General features: G+C 68.9%; 17 protein-coding genes and 1 pseudogene. 11 read left to right on the top strand and 7 right to left on the bottom strand.

What is annotated here, in order from left to right:
• Window positions 1–267: 267 nt before the first annotated feature.
• Window positions 268–1,737, top strand: a complete 1,470-nt coding sequence (locus LV75_RS19290) for an aminotransferase-like domain-containing protein (protein ID WP_253888340.1) — start codon at window positions 268–270, stop codon at window positions 1,735–1,737.
• 274 nt (window positions 1,738–2,011) lie between these two features.
• Here LV75_RS19290 and LV75_RS19285 read toward each other — a convergent pair.
• Window positions 2,012–2,137: pseudogene (locus LV75_RS19285) on the bottom strand (DUF2020 domain-containing protein); the annotation flags it as partial.
• A 474-nt stretch (window positions 2,138–2,611) separates the two neighbouring features.
• The gene (locus LV75_RS19280; RefSeq protein ID WP_253888339.1) at window positions 2,612–3,202 is read right to left on the bottom strand and encodes a TetR/AcrR family transcriptional regulator; all 591 of its coding nucleotides are present in this window, start codon (window positions 3,200–3,202) and stop codon (window positions 2,612–2,614) included.
• Between the two features lie 400 nt (window positions 3,203–3,602).
• On the opposite strand from LV75_RS19280, the gene LV75_RS19275 reads away from it, so the two are divergent.
• From LV75_RS19275 to LV75_RS19250, 6 genes are all read left to right on the top strand, one after another.
• Window positions 3,603–3,851 (top strand): acyl carrier protein, encoded by a 249-nt coding sequence (locus LV75_RS19275; protein WP_253888338.1) that lies wholly within the window; start codon window positions 3,603–3,605, stop codon window positions 3,849–3,851.
• A 1-nt stretch (window position 3,852) separates the two neighbouring features.
• On the top strand, window positions 3,853–4,842 hold the full coding sequence (locus tag LV75_RS19270; RefSeq protein WP_253888337.1) for a hypothetical protein: 990 nt from the start codon (window positions 3,853–3,855) through the stop codon (window positions 4,840–4,842).
• Between the two features lie 126 nt (window positions 4,843–4,968).
• Complete coding sequence (locus LV75_RS19265; protein WP_253888336.1) at window positions 4,969–6,324, top strand: TrpB-like pyridoxal phosphate-dependent enzyme; 1,356 nt, start codon at window positions 4,969–4,971, stop codon at window positions 6,322–6,324.
• The gene (locus LV75_RS19260; protein ID WP_253888335.1) at window positions 6,317–6,955 is read left to right on the top strand and encodes a phosphoribosylanthranilate isomerase; all 639 of its coding nucleotides are present in this window, start codon (window positions 6,317–6,319) and stop codon (window positions 6,953–6,955) included. The genes LV75_RS19265 and LV75_RS19260 overlap by 8 nt, the downstream gene beginning before the upstream one ends.
• Window positions 6,952–7,638: a beta/alpha barrel domain-containing protein gene (locus tag LV75_RS19255; RefSeq protein ID WP_253888334.1), complete on the top strand. Its 687-nt coding sequence runs from the start codon at window positions 6,952–6,954 to the stop codon at window positions 7,636–7,638. The genes LV75_RS19260 and LV75_RS19255 overlap by 4 nt, the downstream gene beginning before the upstream one ends.
• Complete coding sequence (locus LV75_RS19250) at window positions 7,635–8,852, top strand: UbiD family decarboxylase (RefSeq protein WP_253888333.1); 1,218 nt, start codon at window positions 7,635–7,637, stop codon at window positions 8,850–8,852. Before LV75_RS19255 ends, LV75_RS19250 begins: the two co-directional genes overlap by 4 nt.
• Before the next feature lie 4 nt (window positions 8,853–8,856).
• On the opposite strand, the gene LV75_RS19245 is transcribed toward LV75_RS19250, so the two are convergent.
• The 4 genes from LV75_RS19245 to LV75_RS19230 all read right to left on the bottom strand — a co-directional run bounded on the left by LV75_RS19245 (window position 8,857) and on the right by LV75_RS19230 (window position 11,557).
• On the bottom strand, window positions 8,857–9,246 hold the full coding sequence (locus tag LV75_RS19245; protein WP_253888332.1) for a DUF3037 domain-containing protein: 390 nt from the start codon (window positions 9,244–9,246) through the stop codon (window positions 8,857–8,859).
• Window positions 9,230–9,970: a HipA family kinase gene (locus LV75_RS19240; RefSeq protein WP_253888331.1), complete on the bottom strand. Its 741-nt coding sequence runs from the start codon at window positions 9,968–9,970 to the stop codon at window positions 9,230–9,232. Before LV75_RS19240 ends, LV75_RS19245 begins: the two co-directional genes overlap by 17 nt.
• Window positions 9,971–10,043: 73 nt before the next feature.
• Window positions 10,044–11,210: an RNA polymerase sigma factor gene (locus LV75_RS19235; protein WP_253888330.1), complete on the bottom strand. Its 1,167-nt coding sequence runs from the start codon at window positions 11,208–11,210 to the stop codon at window positions 10,044–10,046.
• Window positions 11,207–11,557, bottom strand: a complete 351-nt coding sequence (locus tag LV75_RS19230) for a YciI family protein (protein WP_253888329.1) — start codon at window positions 11,555–11,557, stop codon at window positions 11,207–11,209. Before LV75_RS19230 ends, LV75_RS19235 begins: the two co-directional genes overlap by 4 nt.
• Window positions 11,558–11,687: 130 nt before the next feature.
• On the opposite strand from LV75_RS19230, the gene LV75_RS19225 reads away from it, so the two are divergent.
• A complete protein-coding gene (locus LV75_RS19225; RefSeq protein WP_253888328.1) occupies window positions 11,688–12,560 on the top strand; it encodes a hypothetical protein in 873 nt (290 codons plus the stop codon).
• Here LV75_RS19225 and LV75_RS19220 read toward each other — a convergent pair.
• On the bottom strand, window positions 12,550–13,320 hold the full coding sequence (locus tag LV75_RS19220) for a pentapeptide repeat-containing protein (protein ID WP_253888327.1): 771 nt from the start codon (window positions 13,318–13,320) through the stop codon (window positions 12,550–12,552). The genes LV75_RS19225 and LV75_RS19220 overlap by 11 nt on opposite strands.
• Before the next feature lie 70 nt (window positions 13,321–13,390).
• On the opposite strand from LV75_RS19220, the gene LV75_RS19215 reads away from it, so the two are divergent.
• From LV75_RS19215 to LV75_RS19205, 3 genes are all read left to right on the top strand, one after another.
• Window positions 13,391–17,455, top strand: a complete 4,065-nt coding sequence (locus LV75_RS19215; protein WP_253888326.1) for a tetratricopeptide repeat protein — start codon at window positions 13,391–13,393, stop codon at window positions 17,453–17,455.
• Between the two features lie 190 nt (window positions 17,456–17,645).
• Complete coding sequence (locus tag LV75_RS19210) at window positions 17,646–19,295, top strand: condensation domain-containing protein (protein ID WP_253888325.1); 1,650 nt, start codon at window positions 17,646–17,648, stop codon at window positions 19,293–19,295.
• Window positions 19,296–19,365: 70 nt separating this feature from the next.
• Window positions 19,366–21,876: a helix-turn-helix transcriptional regulator gene (locus tag LV75_RS19205; protein ID WP_253888324.1), complete on the top strand. Its 2,511-nt coding sequence runs from the start codon at window positions 19,366–19,368 to the stop codon at window positions 21,874–21,876.
• Window positions 21,877–21,946: the final 70 nt, after the last annotated feature.

Genomic DNA, 21,946 nt, shown 5'->3' with positions numbered 1-21,946 from the left:
CGGGACGATCCCCTTGAATGGCGTTCACCGAGCCGGTCGAGCGGATTCCCGAACGCTGATTCCCAGGTCGCGCTAAACGACGACAATGTGACCAATACCGCATTTCCCGCACCCCGGGTCGACGGCGCGGGCACCGGTCCGAACTCCGCCGCGATGGCCGTCGAGGCCCCTTTCGGGCCGCATACCGGCATGCGCGGGCCCAGTCCAGTCCAATCACGGCGGAAGTGGACCGGTTTCCCAGTGGCCCGGACCGGTACCTTAATGATCATGGACCGCCTCTCCGACGCGAACAGCCTGGTGGAGTTGCTCGGTGATTGGACCACCGCGGGCGGTCCGCTCTACCGGAAACTCGCGGGCGCGGTAGCGAAAAGCATCGAGGTGGGCGATCTGCCCGCGGGGGAACGCCTCCCCTCTGAGCGCGACTTGGCCAAACTGCTCACGGTCAGCCGCGCCACCGTTGTCGCTGCCTATGACGAACTGCGCGGCAAGGGTCTTGTCGACAGCGTGCGCGGTAGCGGTACCCGGGTCAGCGCGCGACCTAGGGTCAACGGCTCACATGGGCGCATCCCGGGTGGGCGAGCCACCTCCATCTTCCAGCGGTTGGTGGACGGCCCCGGGCCGATCATCTCCCTGGCGATGGCAATCGAGCCCGCCGCGCCAGAGCTCGCCGAGGTCTATCGCGAACTGGCCGACGGCGAGCTCAACGACCTGATGGCGGATGTCGGCTACCACCCCAGGGGCTATCCCCCGCTGCGCGAAGCCGTCGCCTCTCACTACACCGGGGTAGGCCTACCGACCGATGCCGACCAAGTACTCATCACCACGGGCGCTCAGCAGGTCATCGGCTTGGTCGCGCAGATGTACCTGCGGCCAGGTAGCACTGTCGTGGTGGAGTCGCCGAGCTGGCCGGGTTGTCTGGACGTCTTCCGGGCGGCCGGTGCACGCCTGGTAGGCGTACCGCTCGATGATGAAGGCATCCTCCCGGACCGTTTGGCGGCCGTGTTCGCCGAGGAACGCCCCGTCTTGGCCTACCTGATGCCCACGTTCCACAACCCGACCGGCCGGATGATGTCCACGATCCGGCGAAGACGGGTAGCCGAACTGGCCGCCCGGTTCAACGTGCCGGTGCTGGAGGACAACGCCTATAGCGGGTTCCACAGCCGCACCGGCGCCACACCGCCCCCTATAGGAGCGTTCGCCAGGGGAAATGCCGAGATCCTCAGCGTCGGCTCAGTCGCGAAGTCGGTATGGGGCGGGCTGCGCATCGGCTGGGTCCGGGGCCCAGCCGCCATCGTGGAACGCCTCGCCCGCTACAAAGTCCGCGCGGACCTCGGCAGCCCAGTCCTCGACCAGGCGTTGACCGCCCGACTGCTGCCCAGACTGGACGAGATCACCGCCATCCGCGCCGCAACAATGCGATCGCGGCTGGACCACATGCAAACCCTGCTGGCCGAACAGCTCCCCACCTGGCGCTGGCAAACCCCAGACGGCGGCTCGGCTCTGTGGGTGGCGCTGCCGGACACCAGCGCGCAGATCTTCGCCCAAGTCGCACTCCGCCACGGCGTAGAAGCGGTACCAGGATCAGCAACCGACCCCACCGGCGCCCACGACAACCACATCCGAGTGCCATTCACCTTCCCCCACGACGTCATCACCGAACTGGTCCGCCGCCTAGCCCGCGCCTGGGCCGACCTCCAACGCCACGGCCCAGTCACCGAAACAACCCCCGTGATCTAGCCCCCGTCCGAACCCGCCAGCTCGGAATGGCACCACTTCGCTCCAGGAGCGGCCAGGTCGGCCACGATCAACGCCTCAACCAGGTGAAGCTCAGCCCTCCGCTGCCGTTTCCCCAGGTCGCGAGTTATCCACAACCCACCCGGCCATCCACAGATTTCCGCCAGCCCCCTCCGCAGGGTTGACACCCGGTAGATTGGCATCGGGGACGCCCCCCGGAGAGGGTGGGGGCTGGGCGCCACTCGGTCGCGTGCGCGCGCGGGGAGGGCGACGGGGGCTAGAGGCCGAGGTTGGTGATGACGGCTTCGGTGATGCGACGGGCTTTGATGGTTTGTTCTTGGTTGGTGCTCACGACGACGGCTGTGCCTGATTTGGCGACGGCGCAGATGGCGCCCTTGGGGGTGGAGAGGGAGCCGCCGGTCCAGCCCGCGGGGGTTGAGGCGGGGTTGGAGGTGGCAACCGTGCCGCTTCGTCGACCACGGCGGAAGCCGCTGGTGCCAGACCGGTTCCCGTCAGGTCCGCCTCAGCCCGCCTGCTCAGCGCCTGAACAGTCGGACCCGCTGGTGCCAAGCCGGCTCGATGGGGCGGACTTGTTTTGCGTGGGGGGACGGCACCCGTAGCGTTGTTCACGCGGCAGGGCCTGCTTTTGGGCCCCTGCTTTGCGGTTCTGCCACGGGTGTCGTAGGGGCCCCACGCAAAACAAGTTCGCCCCATCGAGCTCTCCGCATTGCCGCGGATCGGACGCCGAGGTTGCCGCTAGGCAACGAGGCCGTCCGATCCGGGTCGCCGAGCTCGCCGCCAGGCGACGAGGCAGTGATCCGGCCCCAAGGTCGCCGCCAGGCGACGAGGCAGGCCGCCCGCAGACGAGCCCCCCGTATCAGCGCCGAATACCCCCCACAGCGAGATCAAGCAGCCGCCGCACCCGCGCCGCATCCCGCTCATTCGCCAGCACGATCGAGTTCACCAGGTCAAGCAGGTCAGCAATGCTGGCATCAGCCGTAGCAGCCTTGGCCTTCTGCGCACGCCCGAGCACCTTCTTACCCGTTTCCCGAACCTGCGCATGCGCGCTGGTCAGCTCCTTAGCCCCCTCAGCGAGCATGAGGAACTTCGCAAGACCCAGGTTCGCCGTGAAGTGCTCGGCCAACGTGCGCACCCAGGTGACCAGGGCGGCTCCAGGATCAGCAGCGGTCAGCAGCGGCGCGGTCTCGGCGTTGAGCGCCTCGACGCGGTCGTGGAAGACGATGTCGAGCAGGATCAGCCGGGTCGGGTAGTGCCGGTAGAGGGTGGCCGAGCCGAGGCCCGCGCGGCGGGAGATCTCCTCGAGCGAGGCGTCGGCGCCCTGTTCGGCGACGACGATGTTGGCCGCGACGCGCAGCTTCTCGTGGTTGCGCTTGGCGTGCGCGCGCATCCCCTTCTCGGGCGCGGGTTCCTCGGCCGGGGTGGGCTGCGGGGCTGGCTTGGACGCCACTGGGGTCCTCCGTCGCGCGGTGGTGAGCGGGGTTGTCCCCCGCATCGTAGCGGGCCTACCACGGGGTGGCACCCCGATAGGGGTAGGCCACCCCGGTTGACCTACGGGAACCCCACCCGATTTGTCCTCTTAGGAGCCTTGGGGTGAGCACCCCAGCATACCCATGGGTGGAAACCACGCCCTTTCGGCGCTCCACCCCAGCTTGAGGACCCCCTGATGGGGGTACCGCGCCGTGGCCTGCGCGAACACGGGCGCTCGCGGCCCGGAATGTGGGTAGCGGACACCCATGTCCGACCCCCCTACCGGCCTTAACTTAGGCAACCCGGTGGTGGTAAGGCTACCGGGATGTCCACTGTGGAGACCGTGCCCGGGGTCCGCGCGGTGAGGGGGAGAGGTTTCCGTGAGCGAAGTGCTGGGCGCCGTTACGCGGTTCGTCGTCGAGGAGTTCTTACCCGATGTGCGCGCCGATGAGTTGGACCCGGATCTGGACCTAGTGGCGGCCGGGGTGCTCGACAGCCTCGGTGTGCTGCGCGTGTTGGCCTGGCTGCAGGACACCTTCGACGTGCCCGCGGACGACGTGGACCCGGCTGACCTGCGGTCGGTGCGCGCGGTGGCGGGACTCGCCGCGGCGCCGGTGCGGGCGGGTTGAGGTGTCGGGGCTGCTTGCCGGGTTGACCAGGCGGGTCGACCCGGTGGGGGTGGCGGAGTGGGGGTGTTTCCTGGATCGGCTGACGCGGGGGCGGCTGGCCAGGGGTGAGGCGGCGGCAGTGCTGGCGTCACTGTCGACGGCCATGCCGGACCCCGGGTCGCTGACCGCGTTGTTCGATGCCGCGCAGGAGCGTGGCGGCGGTGAGACGGTCGCTTACCCGGGGGCGGTGAACATCGTTGGCACCGGCGGTGGGCCTCTCACGGTGAACATCTCCACCGCGGCAGCGGTAGTGGCTGCGACGATGGGAGTGCGGGTAGTCAAGACAGGGTCTCGCGGGTACTCGAGCCGGGCGGGCTCTTTGGACGTGCTTGGCGCGGCAGGCATACCTGTCGCCGGTTCGCATACCGAGTTGATGGACATGGTGGACCGGTTCGGGGTGGGGTTCGCCGGGGTCTTCGTGTATCCGGTGGAGATCTCGCTATTAGCCGCCGAGATCGTGCCTTTGGACTTGCGGACAGTGGGACGGTTCGTCAACACCGTGGGGCCGTTCCTGGCCCAGGTGTCGGTGGCGGCGCAGCTGACCGGGGTGTCGCGCCCGGAAGACCTGCCCGCGTTGCGCGTGCTGGCGGCTCGGCGGTCGGATCAGCGGACCTGGCTGTGCCACAACGACGCCGGGGTCGACGAGCTGGTGTCCTTCGCCGCCAACTGGGTGCACGAGGGAGCGACCGGGCGGGGTTGGTGGCTTGAGCCGTCCGGACCGGGCACGGTGCTCGACTTGGCACCCGGTGTGGACGCGGTGGCGGATCTGCGCGCGCTGCTGTCGGGCACCGCGCCCGCCACGGCGGTGCGGACGGTGTGCCTGAACGCGGCGGCGTTGGCCGTCCTGTCCGGAGCGCGGTCGGACTGGACGCGGGCCGAGGCGGACGCGGTCGAGGCCGTGCGCGGTGGCGCGGCGGTGGCGTTGTTGACCCGGATGGGTCGCCATGGGTGAGCGAGCGGCCGCGACAGCCACCCACAGCGATCCCCGGCCGGCCGGAGATGACCTGGTCGAGGGCCTGTACTCGGGCTTGTCGGCGCGCAAGCTGACCGGAAGCGACCGACACCTTGGAGCCCGCCGATGAACGAGCGTGTGCAGTTCCCGCTCAGCGCGCAGGACATCCCGCGCGCTTGGTACAACCTCGCCGCCGACCTGCCCGACCTCGCCGCGCCCCGGCACCCGGCGACCGGTCGGGCGATCACCGTTGACGACCTGCTGCCGATCGTGCCCGCCGAGCTGGCCAGGCAGGAGTTGACACTGGACCGGGAGGTGGAGATCCCGGAGCCGGTCCGGCGGATCTATGCGCGATGGCGTCCCTCGCCGTTGGTGCGGGCGCGCGGGTTGGAACGTGCCTTGGACACGCCCGCGCGGATCTACTACAAGTACGAAGGCGTTAGTCCTACCGGCAGCCACAAGCCGAACACCGCCATCGCGCAGGCCTACTACAACAAGCAGGCAGGGATCACCAAGCTCGCCACGGAGACGGGGGCCGGGCAGTGGGGATCGTCGCTGGCACTGGCGGGTGCGCTGTTCGGCCTAGACGTCAGCGTCTACATGGTGCGGGTGAGCTTCGACCAGAAGCCTTACCGCCAACTGTTGATGCAGACCTACGGCGCTCGTTGTGTGCCAAGTCCGAGCAGCGAGACCGAGACCGGTAGGTCCATCTTGGCGCGAGACCCGGACTCTCCCGGCAGCCTGGGTATCGCCTCTTCGGAGGCCGTGGAGATCGCAGCGCAGGACCCGTCGACGAACTACGCCTGCGGCAGTGTGCTTAACCACGTGTTGTTGCACCAGACCGTGATCGGCCAAGAGGCCATCGCCCAGTTCGCGTTGGCCGACGACTACCCGGATGTGGTGATCGGGTGCGCGGGCGGCGGCAGCAACTTGGGCGGGTTGTCGTTCCCGTTCTTGGGTGAGCAACTGCGGGGCGGTAGGTCTGTCCGCGTGATAGCGGCCGAGCCTGCGTCGTGTCCGTCGATGACGCGGGGAACGTTGGCCTACGACTTCGGTGACACTGCCGGGTTCACGCCGCTGCTGCGAATGCACACCCTCGGGCATGGGTTCATCCCACCGCCGTTGCACGCTGGCGGATTGCGCTACCACGGCATGGCACCCCTGGTGAGTGAGGCCGTCGCACAGGGGTTGATCGAGCCCGTGGCGGTAGCGCAATCAGCGTGTTTCGCGGCGGGTGTGCGGTTCGCTCGAGCAGAGGGGATCGTGCCTGCACCTGAGTCGTGTCACGCGGTTGAGACCGCCATTCGGGAGGCGTTGCGCAGCAAGGAGGAGGGGGTCGGCCGAACGGTCCTCTTCGGTCTGTCCGGGCACGGCCACTTCGACCTGTCCGCCTACGGGGAGTACTTCTCGGGGACGTTGCAGGACGAGGAGTTCGATGTCGGCGGGATGTATGCGGCCCTGGCGGGGTTGCCGGATGTCTGAGCCGATGGTGAAGGTCTGCGGCGCTACACGCGCCACGGACCTCGCCGCATTGGGCGGCGTGGACTTGGTGGGCTTGTGGTGTGGTGTGCGGGGCGGCCACGCGAACCTGTCGCCGTCGACCTTCGCGGAGTTGGCCTCCGGTGGTGGCCCTGAGCCGGTGATGGTCACCTTCGCCGACGACATTGCCTGGCTCGCGAAGACAGCCGGGGTCCGGTGGGTCCAACTCCACGGGTTTCAACCACCGAGGGTGGTCAGGGTGCTCAAGGCGGCAGGCCTGACGGTCGTGAAAGCGCTGCACGTCAGGGACGGGGTTTGCGTGGAGGGATCACTCGTGGGCGCTTATGAGCGGGCGGGCGTGGACATGTTCGTACTCGACTGTGTGGGACCGGACGGGGCGCTAGGCAGCACCGGGCGGCCTCTCGCGGAAGCAGTAGTGCTCGAGATCGCCAACTACTTGAACCGACCGTTTCTGCTGTCGGGCGGAGTTACCCCTAACAACGCTGCCGAGTTCGCAAGCGTCCGGCGGCATCCCCGGTTCGCGGGAGTGGATGTGGATACCGGTTGTAGAGGCGGCGATGGGCAGATCGACCCCGGCAGGGTAAGCGCGCTGCTGGCGGGGTGGCGGCTGTGAGTGGGTTCATCGAGGCGGTGCTCGGAGCGTCCATCCCGGTGATCCCCGAGGTCAAGATGCAGGGTGCTGACGGGCTGTCCCTGCTGGGCAACCGGTCGCCGGTGGCGATCGCGGCGGCGTACCAAAGCGCCGGGGCCGGGTGCTTGTCGGTGGTGACGGGCAGGTGGTTCGGTGGGGATCTGCGGCTGCTCGCCGACATCACCGCGCGCTGCGAACTGCCTGTGCTGCAGAAGGACTTCCTGACCAGGGAATCGCAACTGATCCACGCCAAGGAGGTCGGGGCGGCCGCGGTGTTGCTGACCGCCGCCCTGCTGCCGGGGCGGGTGCTGGCGTCGCTGGTCGACAAGGCGCTGCTGTTGGGGCTGACGCCGTTCGTCGAGGTGGTGTCCGAGGCCGAGATCGCCGCGGTGCCGCACGCGGCCGAGTGCGTGCTCGCGGTGAACAACAAGGACATCCGGCTGCGGGAACGCGGTCCGGCCGACCTGGGCCGCAGCGAGCGGCTGCTCCCGGTGCTGCGGGCGGCGGGTTGTCGCGCCCCCGTGAGCGCCAGCGGCATCGAGCGCCCGGAACAGGTCAGGAGACTGGTGGACGCCGGATACACCGCGGTGCTGGTCGGTACGGCTCTGCTGCGGGCACCCAACGCGGCAGCCTGGTTGTCCTATCGCGCTGGAGTGCCTAGATGACCGCCATCCCGACTCCGCGCTCCCCCATGGTGGAGGAGCCCACGGCGTTGTCGCTGCGCGCGGCGTTGCGTCGGATCCCGCCGGGCGAGCACGGCCCTATGAGTCGTTTGTTCAGGCGGGACGCGGTGGCAGCGGATTTCGTCGAACGGTTCACCGGTCTACCGTCGGCGCCGCGCTCGGAGATGGTGGTGCAGTACCAGGTGCCGGATACCGGCATCCCGCTGCTGCTCGGGGTTTACGGCGACATCAACCGTGTTAGGGCACTCCTACCTGGGCTCCCCCGGCGTGCGAACCAAGAGACGGTGAACACGCTGATCGACGCGGCGATCCCGCCTGTGCATGTGATGCGGGCCCGGGACCGGTGGCCCCATGTGGATTTGTACAGGCTGCCGATGCTGACTCGCCGGGATGCCGAGCGCTATCTCACCCTGGGCGTTGCCTATGCCAACCGTGGCGATGCGGTCGTGTTGTCGGCGCATCGGATGCTGGTGTTAGACCAGTCTCGGTTGGCCGTGTGCATGGGTCCGGATGAGGCGCTAGCGAACCTACGTGCCGAGGCACTGGCTACCGGGGAGCGGCTACCGGTGTCGGTGAACATCGGCGCGCCTCCCGCGGCGACGGTGGCGTCCGCGTTGACGTCTCAGCTGTGGCCGGTGGACAAGTTGGCTCTTGCCGGTGCCTTGGCTGGTGCGCCGGTAGCGCTAACTGTCGGCGCTAAGACCACCGTGCTGGCGGACTCCGAGATTGTTCTGGAGGGCTACCTCGACGAGACCATGTCGGACGGGCGCCCGGTGCTCACGGTGACTGGGGTGACCGCGCGACCGGAGCCGCTCTACCAAAGCATGCTGGAAGAGGGGCGGGAGCAGTCGGTCGTCTTGGGCCTGGCCGGTGCGCTGTCGGTGGCGCGGGCGGTCGACGACGAACTGGTCACCGATGTCCACCACAGCCCGGCGGGTGGCGGGATGCTGCTCTTGGTGGTCTCGGTGCGCAAGCGGTCGCACGCCGACGATCACCGGCTCGCGGACGTGGCGCGTCGGGCGTTCGACCGGCACCCGTTCGGCAGGCTGATCGTGTTCACCGATGACGATGTGGACGCCTCGTGCGCGGAGGACGTGCTGTGGGCGATGGCCACGAGGGGCACGCCGCGGTCGGAGTGGCCGCGCGGGGACGAGCGCGGCTTCATCGACGCGACTCTCCCGTTCGGGCGCGCCTAAGCGCTTAGGCGCCTACCGGTAGGACAAGACGCTGGAACAGTCGCTCTAGGTCCGCGTCCGGGTCGTTGGTGAGGCCGGGGTGGGTGGGTGATGTCTGCACAAGGGTGCTGCGTGGCGCTGTCAGCCAGCGGAAGCGCTGCCCTAGGGAGATTCCCGTAACCGGTGCTCGAAGGTCGGTGCCATCGCAAGCGCCGCACAACAGCGTCAACGCGGAGGCGAGGGTATCGACGTCGAGATCCGGGTCTAGGGCGCGCAGCCGATCCGGGTCGACATGGGTGCGGCAGCGCAGGTAGTCCAGGCTGGCGCAATAGAGCAGGACGCCGACGTTCATGATCTCGCCGCGGTCCTGGCGGGGTACGGCCCTCAGCAGCGCGTACTCAAACACGTGCGACACGAGCCGCCTCCAACTCCCCGACCCAGCGCGGCGCGTCGGCCAGTCGCGCTTCGAAGTACGCCCGGTAGGCCGCTCTGGCCTGGTCGGGCGTGCCGAACACGTCGTCCAGCCACTCGTCCGGCACCAGGTCGAGCACGCCATCGAGCACCGGGAGCACCTTGGGCGTGAGCGCCACGTCAACCTCGGTGACGGAGCCTGCCACCGGCAGCATCACGTGGTCGGAGGCGTCGAACCGGTAGGTCTGCGCGGGCTGCCAGCCCTGCGCGAACCGGTGGTGGAAGTACAAAGAGGCGCCGTGGTCGATGAGCCACACATCGCGGTGCCAGAGCAAGAGGTTCGGGTTGCGCCAACTGCGGTCCACGTTGAGGACCAGGGCGTCCAGCCACAGCACCTGCGCGGCCAACTCCGGCCCTGGATCGCGGACTAGCGGGGTGAAATCGAACGAGCCGGGCAGGTAGTCCAACCCGAGGTTACGGCCGCCACTTGCACGAAGAAGCTCTTGGACCTCTTCGTCCGGTTCCGCTCTACCGAGTTCCGGGTCCAGGTCGACCAACACGATCTCCGGCACAGGTAGGCCCAACGCCCGCGCCAACTCCCCCACCACCACCTCGGCCACCAACGCCTTGAGGCCCTGGCCCGCGCCGCGGAACTTGAGCACGTACATCCCGAGGTCGTCCGCCTCCACCAGCCCGGGCAACGACCCGCCTTCCCGCAACGGGGTCACATACCGAGTGGCGGAAACGGCACGCAGGGGCGATGGCACTCCCGAATCATGCCGTGCACTCCCCGTGGTCGCGTCACAGGGCATCTCGTACACGGCGCAGGTGGTCCTGCTCGACGGGGTCCGGGCTCAGCTCTATCGCGCGCGTGTACTCCGGCCCGGCGTCTCCGACGCGATCCAGTCGCCGGAGTAGATCGGCCTTCACAGCGTGGAAGACGGCATAGCCATCGAGGTCCAACTCCTCGACTAGGGCTAAGGCCAGGGCAGGCCCAGAGACCTCGGCGACCGCGACGGCGCGGTTGAGACGTGCGACTGGAGTTGGCGCTACCGCGATCAGTTGGTCATAGAGGGCGAGGACCTGCGTCCAGTCCGTGGGTGGGTCCGTGTGGACGGCGTTGATCGCGGCCTGGATCTGGTACGGACCGGGCGCGCCCCGGCGCAGGCACCGGCGGACCAGGTCGTGGCCCTCAGTGATCATCGCGTGGTCCCAGCGGGCGTGGTCCTGACGGGTCAACGGCACGAACGCGCCCTCACTATCGACCCGGGCATCGCGGCGAGCGTCGGTGAGCAGCACGAGCGCCAGCAAGCCCAGGGCCTCCGGCTCGTCCGGCATCAGCTCCACCAGCAGCCGGGCGAGGCGGATGGCCTCGGCGCACAGGTCGCGGCGGCGGCGGGCGTGCCCCTCGGTGAACACCAGGTACACCACCGCCAGCACCGACCTCAGCCGCTCAGGCAGGTCGGCGTCGCTGGGGACGCGGTAGGGGATGCGAGCGGCGCGGATCTTCGCCTTGGCCCGGACCAACCGCTGCGCCATGGTCGGTTCAGGCACGAGGAACGCGTGGGCGATCTCCGCGGTGGTGAGACCACCGAGCAGCCTTAGCGTCAACGCGACCTGGGCAGGTCTGCCGAGCGCCGGATGGCAACAGGTGAAGACCATTCGCAGCCGGTCGTCACCCACGGGGCCCTCCTCGGGTGGTTCCGACGCTGCGTGCAGCAGCGCGGCTTGGGCGTGCCGGTCGTCGCGGTCGGCCTCGCGACGCAGCCGGTCGATGGCCCGGTTGCGGGCGGTGGTGATGATCCAGCCCGCCGGGCTCGGCGGCACCCCGCGCTCGGGCCAGGTGCGCAGCGCCTGGGTGAAAGCGTCCTGGACCGCGTCCTCGGCGATGTCGATGTCGCCGAAGACGCGGGTCAGCACCGCCACGGCCCGCCCGTACTCCCGGGCGAACACGTCGTCCAGATTCACTCGCAGTGACCGCCGATGGGCCGCACCTCTATCGGCAGGGTGATCGCCAGCGCCGCTTTGCGGCCCCAGGCCAACGCGGCGTCGAGGTCGGGTGCCTCGATCACCCAGAAGCCGCCGACGTGCTCGCGGCCCTCGGCGTAGGGCCCGTCGGTCACCAGCACGTCGTCGCCCTTCGGGCGCAGCACGGTCGCGGTGTGCGCCGGGTGCAGGCCCGCGTTGAACACCCAAGCGCCCGCTGCCCGGATCTCCTCGTTGAGGGCGGCGAGGTCGCGCATGATGGGGTCGAGCACCTCGGGCGGCGGCGGGTCGCCGTCGGGCTGCTGGATGCTGAGCAGGTACTGGGCCATGTCGTCTCCTCTTGTCGTCCGGGTCGGCGGGCGGTCCGGCTGCCCGCACCTCCTACACGAATGGCTGCCTCGCGAATCGACACCTCGGCGACGGGCTGTTTTCGACCGGTCCTGACTGTACGGTTCGCTCATGTCGCAACCGCCGCCGCACGACCCCCGGTACCCCAGCCAGGGCGGCTACGGTCCGCCCGTGGGAGGTGGCCCTTACCGGCCCAACCCCCAGCAGCAGCCCTACCCGCAGCAGCCCCGCCAGGGTCAGCCGCAGGGCGGGTACCGGCAGGAGCCCCAGCGCCAGGCGGGCCCGCCTGCCCAGTCGTCCCAGCGACCGGCCGCGCAGTCACCCCAGCGGCCCGCGGCACCCCGGCCCACGCAGCCGTCGCGGTCGTCGTCGGGTCCGCGCCGGATCCCCGGTGTCGGGTTGGTGCTGGCGATCGTCGGGTCGCTGGTGCAGCTGTTGAGCCTGACGCTGCTGCCGTGGGTGGCGCACGGCGGTGACCCCAAGTCGCTGGCGAGCTTGGTAGGTGACCTGTCCGACGGCCAAGCCCACGGCTTCGGTGACTGGTACGTCGTGATCTTCAGCTACCCGCTGGTCGTGCTGGGCGTGCTGTTGTCGTTCTCGGCGGTGCTCGAGTCCGTGGCGATGAAAGCCGTGTGGGCGGGTCTTGTCCTACTCGGCGTCGGCTACCTGCTCTTGCGCTACGGGGTCGGCCCGATGACCGGGCTGTTCGGCGTCCAGCAGGACTTCAGCACCCGTGACGTGGTCGTGGCGGTGGCCGCTGTGGGTGTCGCTGTGGTGGTCATCTTCGTGCTGAAAACCGCGGTGAGCATGTTCCGCCGGGTCGCTGGCCTGATCCTGTTGGCACTGTCCGGCGTCCACGTGGCCGCCGTCGCCGACTTCGCCGACGGCTTCGACAACCTCAGCGTCGGCTCATTCGGCCCGGTGGTCGGCTACGTCCTGATCGGCGCCGCCGCACTCATCGGCCCGAAGAAGTTCATGCCTTAGTCGACCAGTGGGCCGGATGCGCCAAGCTCGCAGGCAGCTTGGTGGTGCTGTCGCCGCGCGCGGAGTCCAGTTGGGACTGGATCAGGAACAGCGCGCCGGTGAAGTCAGCCCCTCTTAGGTCAGCGCCCCGCATGTCCGCGCCGATCACGTCGGCTTTGCGCAGATCGGCGCCTCTTAGGTCTGCCCCGATCAGGTAGGCCCCTCTTAGGCTGGCTCCGCGCAGGTCCGCGCGACGCAACCGGGCACCCATCAGGTTGGCGCCCCGGTGGTCCTTCCCTCTGGTTCCGGCACGGACGTGCTCGCTTGCTTTGAGCAGCAGCGTGTTGACCCGGTGCCGGTGGGAGTGGACGTCAAGGGACCGCAGGGCGGCGACATCCGCGTTGGTGAGGTCCTCGGTCTCGGCCAGCATGCGGTCAAGGTCAGCGCGCAGTGGCGCCGCGACCTCCCGGGCCTCTGTGAGGTACCAGAGCAGCTCGTGCAGGTCACGCACGACCGGGAACACGTCTTGGGCCGCCTCGGGGGCGGTGCGGGTGACCTTCTGGCCAGCGCCGAAGCAGTCGTAGACGGTGCAGCCGGTGAAGCCCTTGGTGCGCAGGTGGTCGTGGATGCCGCACCGGTGGTCGGCGAGCAGGTTCGGACAGGCGCGACCGGCGGGCTTGGTGATGGCGAAGTCGGCCGAGGCCGCGAAGGCGGGGACACGGCAGCACAGTGCGTGGCAGTTGGCGCAATCGGCCCGCAACGCCACAAACGGATCTGGCACGGTGCTCCCGAGCGGTAACGGAACGTGAGAGTGTCACGACCACGGTGGGAGAACGAGCGTAAGGGGAGCTGTGAGCACCACCGACATCGACCTCCTCCGCCGCCGCTGGGAGCTCCCGGCCGCCCTGGCCGCCAGCGAACAGGCGCTGGCCGCGTCCCCGCACGATCCGCAGGTGGTGGTCGCACACGCCCGGGTCCTGCTGGCGATGAGCCGAGAAGACGAGGCCGCCGAACTCACCTCCCGACAACTAGAAGACCCCGCCGTCACCACCTGGCACCTCGTGGCGTTGGCAGAGTCTTGTGCGTACGAGGACGCGATCACGTTCGGGCTTGAGTCGCTCGAGCGCTTCCCTGAGCATGCACTGCTGCGGGTAGCACTCGGGCGTGCCTACGCTAACTTCGATCTACACGAAGAGGCCCTGGAGCAGTACAACGCGGCAGTGGCCCTATCCCCCACCGACTGGCGCCCTGCGCGCTGGTACGCCGACGGGTTGGCTGAGCTGTACCGGTGGTCAGAGGCCCAGGCCGCCGCCGAGCGTCTGGTCGCCGCACACCCTTCTATAGGCAAGTGCCACGTCACGCTGGGGCGTGTCCATCTTGAGCGAGGCGCGCTCGAAGAGTCACTCCCCCACTTCGACGCCGCGATCGAAGTCGACCCCAATCTGTCCAGCGCCTATTCAAACCGGGCTACAGCACTGAGGCAGATGTGGCGGTACGCGGAAGCCCAGGAGTGGGAGGCTAAAGCGATCGAGCAGTTCCCAGGCGCCGCCCACCTGCTGGTGACAGCAGCATGGACCCTGCATGCAGTAGATCGGCTCGATGAGGCCGCCGCGTTGGCCGAACGCGCCATCGATCTGGACCCGCGCCACTCGTGGGCGTTGCGCAGCTTGGCCGCCATCGAGAACGCCCGCAAGCAGCCGGACCGGGCCCGAGCAGTGATCGACCAGGCGATCGCCGCACGGCCTCGGGACGTGGATGCGCACGTCACCGCCGCATGGACAGAGAAGCAACGCAATGACCCGGACGCGGCCATCGCATGCGTGCGCCGGGCATTGGACATCAACCCCAGAGCCAGCCGCGCAACGGCCACACTGATCCAGATCTTGCGATCCACTGGCGCCACAGAGGACGCTGTTCAAGCGGCGGACAACGCACTGCGGGTGCGCCACACACACCCGGCGATCAGCCGGGTCGCCGCCTACACCTTCCACCAGGCTGGCCTTGACGACCGCTCTGCGGCGGTGCTTAACGACACGATCGCGGCACACCCGCTTGACCGCGTATCGCTGAACGCGCGGATCTCGTACGCCCAAAGCACCGAGAACCTCGCGGACGCCGTGGCCACGGCGCTCTCACGGTGCCCGAACGACCCGGCGATCAACCTCTCCGCCGCACGGCACTTCAGCACGCTGGATGAAGACACCCGCGCGTTAGAGCTGGTCGAGCGCGCGTTGAGCGTCTACCCCCAGTACGCGGAGGCACTCGCCTTTCGTATCGACTACCTGCGTGACCTTTGCCGCTACGCCGAAGCGTGTGAGGCAGGGGCGCACGCCTTGGCCCTTCGACCGAGTTCAACCAAGGTTCGTATGGCGGCGGCTAACGCCTACATCGACCTCCACCGGTTCGACAAGGCGTTGATCGAGGCCGAAAAGGTCTTGGAGGAGGAGCCTGCCAACAGGGCCGCACTGATCGCACGAATCGGATGCCTGCGCCAGCTGGGTCGATACCACGACGCGCATGAAGCAGCTGATAGTGCCGCGAACACCGAGGACGTGCGGGTGCGCATGGCGAAGGCGGAGGTGTTCCAGACCGAGGGGCGGTTCGACAGCGCGATCGCCATCGCCACCGAGGTGTGGTCCGCCAACCCCGGCTACCTGTGGGCGCTGCGCCGGAAGATCGACTTCCTGCGGAAGGCACATCGGTTTCCCGAAGCTCTAGCGGAAGCGGAGCGGGCAGTCGCCGAGTACCCGGAGAACGTGAGCATGCTGCTGGGGGCCGCATGGCTCCATAGCCACCTCAACGACGAGAACGCCGCGGTTGAACTGGCGCAGCGCGCTGTGGCACTCGCCCCTGGTTACGCGTGGGCGCGGCAGAACCTCATTTACTTCCTCAGCTACGCGCGGCGGTTCGAGGAGGCCATGACCGCAGCGGAACTCGCAGACGACAGCGCCAACGCCACTGCGTACCTGGCCTGCGCATGGCTCAACTCCGATCTCGGAGACGACGACACCGCTATCGCATGGTGCAAGCGGGCTCTGGCTGTCATGCCGACCTCCCCTTGGGCGCTGACCGCGCACGCTCAGGTGCTTCGGCGAGCAGAGCGGCTCGACGAGGCCCAAGCGGCCGCGGCGGAGGCTGTCGCACTCCTGCCGGGGCATCCCGATGTGCACACCTCGACGGCCTGGTTGCGACTAGAACTGGACGACGCGGAGGGAGCACTGGCCGCCGCCGACCGCGCGTTGGAGATCGCACCGCGCGACGTGGACGCGATGGACCACAAGATCCAGGCGTTGTTCCGGCTGCACCGGATCGATCAGGCCGAACGGGTGGTCCGCGCCGGGCTGGAGTGGCATCCGACCAATGTCTGGCTGCGGCTGGCGCTGTCGCGGGTGCACGAGTACCGGCTCGCGTTCGACGCTGCTGCGCGCTGCACAGCCGAGGCCATGCGTGATGTGCCGAACGACCCGGACTATGGGGTTGCTCTTTCGACCACCCTGCGGTCGCTGCGCCGGTATGGGGAGGCGGAGCGACTGATCGCGAGGCTGATCAAGGTGCATCCGCATCTGCGGAGCCTGCGTGCCGAGTTGGGGTGGATTCACCACGACGACGGCCGGTTGCCCGATGCGCGGCGGGTGTTCCAAGAGTTGCTCGATGGCTCGGTTAACGACCGGGAGCGTCGGGCGTCTCGGTATGGACTGGGGTGGGTGGCGTTCAGCGAGGGCAGGTTCGCGGTCGCGGAGAGTGAGTTCAGGGCGTTGCCCACCAACGACTTCGACCAGCGGTTGGCGCTGGCTTGGGCATTGATCAGGCAAGAGGGGGTGAGTCGGTGGCAAGAGGGGGAAGTCATCGCTGCCGAGCTCCTCAAGCGGCGGGACGACCCGTCCGCACACATCTGTCTGGGGGTTGCCGCGTTCCGGCAGGAGCAACTGGCGTCGGCGGAGTACCACTTCAAGCGGGCGCTGGAGATCGATCCGTACCACGGTAGCCATGCCGACCTGGGTGCCTTGTACGTCCAAATGGGACGCTATGAAGAGGCCGAGGCAGAGCTGGCCAAGGCGATCAGTCGGGATTGGTACGACGCGGCGGCGCATGTGGAGTTGGGGGCGCTGCTGCTGCGGACCGATCGGTTGCCTGAGGCTGAGCGGGAGTTCCGGCAAGCGCTCGCCGTTGATCCTGCCTCTGCCGCTGCTGCCATCGGAACCGCTCAAGCGCTCGCCAAGGCCGGTGATGAGGCCGAGGCGGAGTCCACTCTGCGGGCGGCGCTCTTGCGCCAAGATGGACCGGCGCGGTGGCGTACCAATCTGGCTTTGGCCCGGCTCTTAGTCCAACGTGGCGACAAGCAGCAGAACGCTGACCTGCACGCCGAGGCCTACGCCCACGCGCAAGGAGCCATCTCGTCCGCTCCAGACAGCGAGGCCGACCCGCACTTCGTCGCCGGAGTAGCCCACCACCGCATGGGCTCTCTTGCCGGAGACACGCGCGGGCGGCTCTTGTACCGCCAACGGGCCATGGCGCACCTGCGGGAGTGTCTTAAGCGGGACTCCGGGCACGCCGACGCCCAGCGCAACCTGCACCTGCTGGAACGCGAACTGAAGGCGGTGGCACCCGCGATCTGGGGTGGCTATGCCGTCGCGTTGGTGTCTATCGCGCTGCTCGGCACGCTATGGGTCACCTTCTTCACCAGCGACAAGGTCACCGCGGTGATGCTGACGACGACCACGCCGGTGCTAGTTGGTCTGTTCACCATCGCGGTGCTGCTGCCGTCGCTGATCAAGCTCAAGCTGCCGGGGTTCGAGGCCGACCTGCAGGCCGGGACCGGGCCGATCTCGCCCGGCCCGACCGGTCAGGTCACCTTCGGACCGGGCCGCTTCACGGTCACCGCTGGCCCGACCGGTCAGTTGCCCCGGCGGGAGTAACCGAGCTTGGCATCGAGCCGCGTTCCGGCGGGTGGGATCGGTCAAGATAGGGGATTTCCCCCATGCTCGGCGCAGGCGGGCTGCCTAGGGTCCTGCTGTGTTCGCCGCCGGGACATGAGGAGTGTTCGCCATGACGGTGCCGCAGTCGACAGCGCCCAAGCCCAGTACCGATGGCCCTACCGTGCCCGTCTTGTCCGTTCGGTTCCGCGGTGTCCGGGGTGGGACCGGCCCGGTGACGCTGGGGCAGCGCAACGTGCTGCGGTGGTTGGGCACCGACGGTGACCGCTCGGACGTGCTGCCGGTGTTCGTGGAGCTGTCCCCCGGGCACACCGTGTCGGAGCTCGTCGGGGCGCTGGGGGTGCTGGTCGCCCGGCACGAGGCGCTGCGCACGACGTTCGTGCTCGACTCCCCCGAGGGACCCACCCAGCGGGTGCTCGTCGAGGGCGAGGTCGCGCTGCAGCTGCACGAGCTGACCGGCGACGACCCGCTGGCGTTCATCGGGCAGCTGGTGTGGCAGCAGCTGGGGGTGCCGTTCGACGTGGTCGACGGGTTGCCGCTGCGGGTGCTGGTGATCACCGACGGTGGCGCGCCGATCGTGGCGGTGCTGCTGTTCTGCCACGTCGCGGTGGACGCGGCGGGGGCGGCGATCGTGGGCGAGCAACTGCGGGCGCTGCTGGCCGGGCGCGACGACCTGGCCGAGGAGCGCGGGCACCAGCCGTTGGACCAGGCGGAGTGGGAGCAGTCGGAGGTCGGCAGACGGCGGACCCGGTCGGCGCTGAAGTACTGGGACACCCGGCTGCGGCAGGTCCCGCAGGCGATGTGCGCGATGCCGCCGCACCCGGACGGCACCCCGGGCTACCTGGAGCGGCGGATGGTGTCGACCGCGGCCGCGTCGGCACTGCGGGTGATCGTCGAACGTACCGGCGCCAGTTACTCCACCGTGGTCTTGGCGGCTGCGGCGGCGCTGCTCAGCGTGCGGACCGCGACGCCGGACGGGGTCATCGTGTCCATCTGCGGCAACCGCTTCCGCTCTGCTTGGCGGGAGTACGTGGGGCCGTTGGCGCAAGACGCCTTGGTGCCTTACACGCTCGATGACGACGCGACCTTCGATGACGTCGTGCGGCAGGTGCAAGCGACCACCATCAACGCCTATCGCTACGCGCAGTTCGACTCGATCGAGCTGTGGGAGGTCATCGACAACGTTGGCCGTGAGCGCGGCACCTACTTCCACCGCGACGCTGTCTTCAACGACCTCGGTGCCACAACGGCGGCCGCAGCGACCAACGCCCCGGATGACCCGGTGGCGGCTTTAGCGGACACACGTCTGGAGCCGATGCCGGACCGGACGTTGCCTACGGCGTTCCTGCTCACTCTCGGCGGTGTCAGCGACACCGACGCAGACATCCGCCTGCATGTGGACACGGCGCGGTTCCCCGCGGCCGAGGTCGACACGGTGTTGTTGGCGCTAGAGCGCCTCTTGGTGACGGCGGCGACTGGTGAGGTCCGGGTGCGCGACATCGGCGCGGCGACCGGGGTGTCACCGGTGCGGCGCGAGGAGTCCTGGCGGCTGCTGGACTCGTCCTGGGTGGACTTGGACGAGGTGCACGCGGCGGTGAGCGACGCGGTGGGCGGTGGCGCGGTTCGGGTCACCGCCGAGGACGGGCGGATCACCGCGCACGTGGCGGCTCCGGCGCCTGGCCCGCGGGAGCTGCACACCGCGGTGTTGGCCGCGCTGCCGGGCAGGCCCGGGGCGATGGCCCCGCACCACTATGTGATCCATGACATCCAGGGGACCGTTCTGGACTCCGGTTCGGGCCGTCCGACCGCTTCTGCCGATTAACCGGGTAACCTAAGATCGACAATCGACACCGGCGATTCCGCCTTTCGATTAGCGATTCTGGGGGTGGCGGATGGGAAGACCCGCCCGCGAGCCCCTCGTTGGTCGCGAGCAGGAACTTTCCGCACTCCGGCGGTCACTGGACGCGCTGGTCGCGGGCCAGGCGGTGGTGGTCGCGGTGCACGGTGAGCCGGGCACCGGGAAAACCCGACTGCTCGCCGAACTCGCCCACCAGGCCGATTCCCTCGGTGTCGACGTGCGATTCGCGGCGGTGCCTCGACCGCCGAACGAACGGATCTCCGAGCATTGTCCGTCGGTGCTGGTGATTGATGACGCGCACGCGGTGGAATGGGCGCACTGGCTGGAGCCGCTGCTCCGGGTGCCGTCACCGGGGCCGGTGTTGGTCGCGTTGGCCTACCGGGACGGGTGCCAGTGGCTGCCCGCGGCGCTGGCGCGGTCGCCGTGGCAGGTGACCCGGTTGTCCCCCGGTCCACTGGACGCCTCAGCCGTGGCCGCGCTGCTGCCCGGTACGCCTAGGCACGTGTGTGCGCAGCTGGTCGCTGCCAGTGGCGGTAACCCGCTCTATCTGTCCGCGATGGCGGGGCTCTCGCCTGAAGTAGTGCTATCGGCGATTGATCCGCGGGGGCTTGGGGAGACGCCTTTGCCGGATGGTGTGCTCGCGGTCGCTGCCAGTGAGGTGCTCGCGTTGGACGAGGTACAGCGAGAGGTCGCGTACGCGGTGGCAGCCTCTGGCGCGCCGGCTGACGTGGACGTGGTGGTTCGGGCGGCAGGTCTACCTGAGACCGCGGTGCTTCGGGCGCTCGACGAGCTTGTGACCATCGGGCTGGTACGCGCGCACGGGTCGCGGATCGCGTTCCGGCACCCGTTGGTCCGGGCGGCCGCTTACCAGTCGGCAGGCGTCACGTGGCGGACAGGAGCCCACCGGCGGGCGGGTGAGTATCTCCGGCTCAAGGGTGGGCCGTTGCCGCTCCAGGCTTTCCACGCGGCCCGCGCGGCCACCTATGGCGACGCCGAGGCGGCGCGGACGTTGGCGAGCGCGGCGGAGGTGGTGCTCGACTCGGCGCCGGCGACCGCGGCAGCGTGGGTGGACCGCGCCATCCAACTCCTCCCCCACGGCACAGGGCACCGGTTGACGCCGCTGCTGGGGCGCGCGCTAGGGCTCGGCGGCAACCTCGTCCGCGCCAGGGACGTGCTGCACCAAGCACTGGCCGATGAGACGCCAGGGCCGGAGGTCGTGCGGGCGTGCGCGCGAACCGAGCGCCTGCTGGGGCGTTATACCGAGGCTGAGGCGCTTCTAGCCCGCGCGAGAACACCTGGCGTGGCGGCGGAGCGGGCTGCGGTGGCTGTACTGCTGGGCGACCCGAGTGGGTGCATGGGGCATGCCAGGCACGCGATCGCGGAGGGCGATGAGGTGGCGGGGCATGTGTTGCTCGCCCTCGGTTCGGTCCGCGCGGGTGAGGCGAACGCGTATGGCACGTGGCCCGCGGTTCGCCTGGTGGACGGGTTGCCGGACGCTGCTGTCGGCGACCATTTAGCTGGGTTGGCCTGGGTAGAGCTATCACTGGATCGGACCGCTGAAGCGACTAGGCACGTGCAGCGCGGTTTGGACATCGCTAGGACTACCGGCCGTCGGTCGAGTCTGCCGGAGCTCCTGGCGGTGGACGCGGCATTGGCGCTGCACTCGGGACGCCTTGACCGGGTTCGTACGGGTTGTCGGGAAGCGCACGCCGTTGCCACAGCCATGGGCAGCCCGGAGCTAGCGGCACTGGCGTCGGCCGTGGAGCAATTGGCGGTTTTGTGGCAGAACGGCCCGGAAGAGGCTTTGGCAGCGGTAGTGCTACCGAAGTCGTCGTGGTGGGCAGAGATCGCGGGGTTGTCGGCAGCTGAGTCCTACCTCGCGATGGGCAACTTCGCCGGGTGCTTAAGCCACATCACGGCGTCGGTTGGCGCTGACCTGTCCCGGGCAAGCGGGCGGGACCGGGGAACGTGGGCGGGACATCTCGCGATCGCCTTGGTCGGCCTGGGCAGGACCGAGGAGGCCGCCGGATTCGCCGAGGAGGCGGTGGCGCGATCGAGCGTGATCGGGCATTTCGCCCGGTCGTACGTGTTGGCCGCGCTGGGCCGATCGACCGCCGCCCGGGATGACGCTGCCCGTGCCATCACCGGCGGCCCGGTGCGGCAAGCGCGTGCCAGGGAGTTGTTGGCCGAGCACCTCGCGGCCGAAGGCGACCTCACCGCGGCGCGGGTCGAGTTGAGTCGGGCGAAGGAGGGTTACCTCGCCTGCGGCGCGACATGGCTATCGGCTCGAGTCAGGCTTACCGAGACGCGGTTGGGCGCCCGCGCACCTCGTCCACGTCGTCCACACGGGACGGTAGAAGCGTTGTCCGGCAGAGAGTTGGAGATCGCCGAGCTCGTGGCGTCCGGGTTGACCAATCGAGAGGTAGCGACCCGGCTGTTCCTCAGCCGCAAGACCGTCGAGGGACACCTCGCGCGCGTGTTCACCAAGCTGGGCGTGAAGTCGCGCATGGGAGTCGCGCAACGTCTAGCCGCCCGCTCGTCCTAGTGGCGTTCTCCTATAGGACCCGTTCCCCTAAGGGACTGTAAGGTTCCCGGGCAACTCCTTGTCGATGCCC

Origin of the sequence: Actinokineospora diospyrosa, assembly GCF_024171925.1 — a bacterium.
In the GTDB taxonomy this organism is placed as follows: Bacteria; Actinomycetota; Actinomycetes; order Mycobacteriales; family Pseudonocardiaceae; genus Actinokineospora; species Actinokineospora diospyrosa.
Note: the sequence above shows the minus strand (reverse complement) of the source record. Positions and strands in the feature narration are given on the sequence as shown.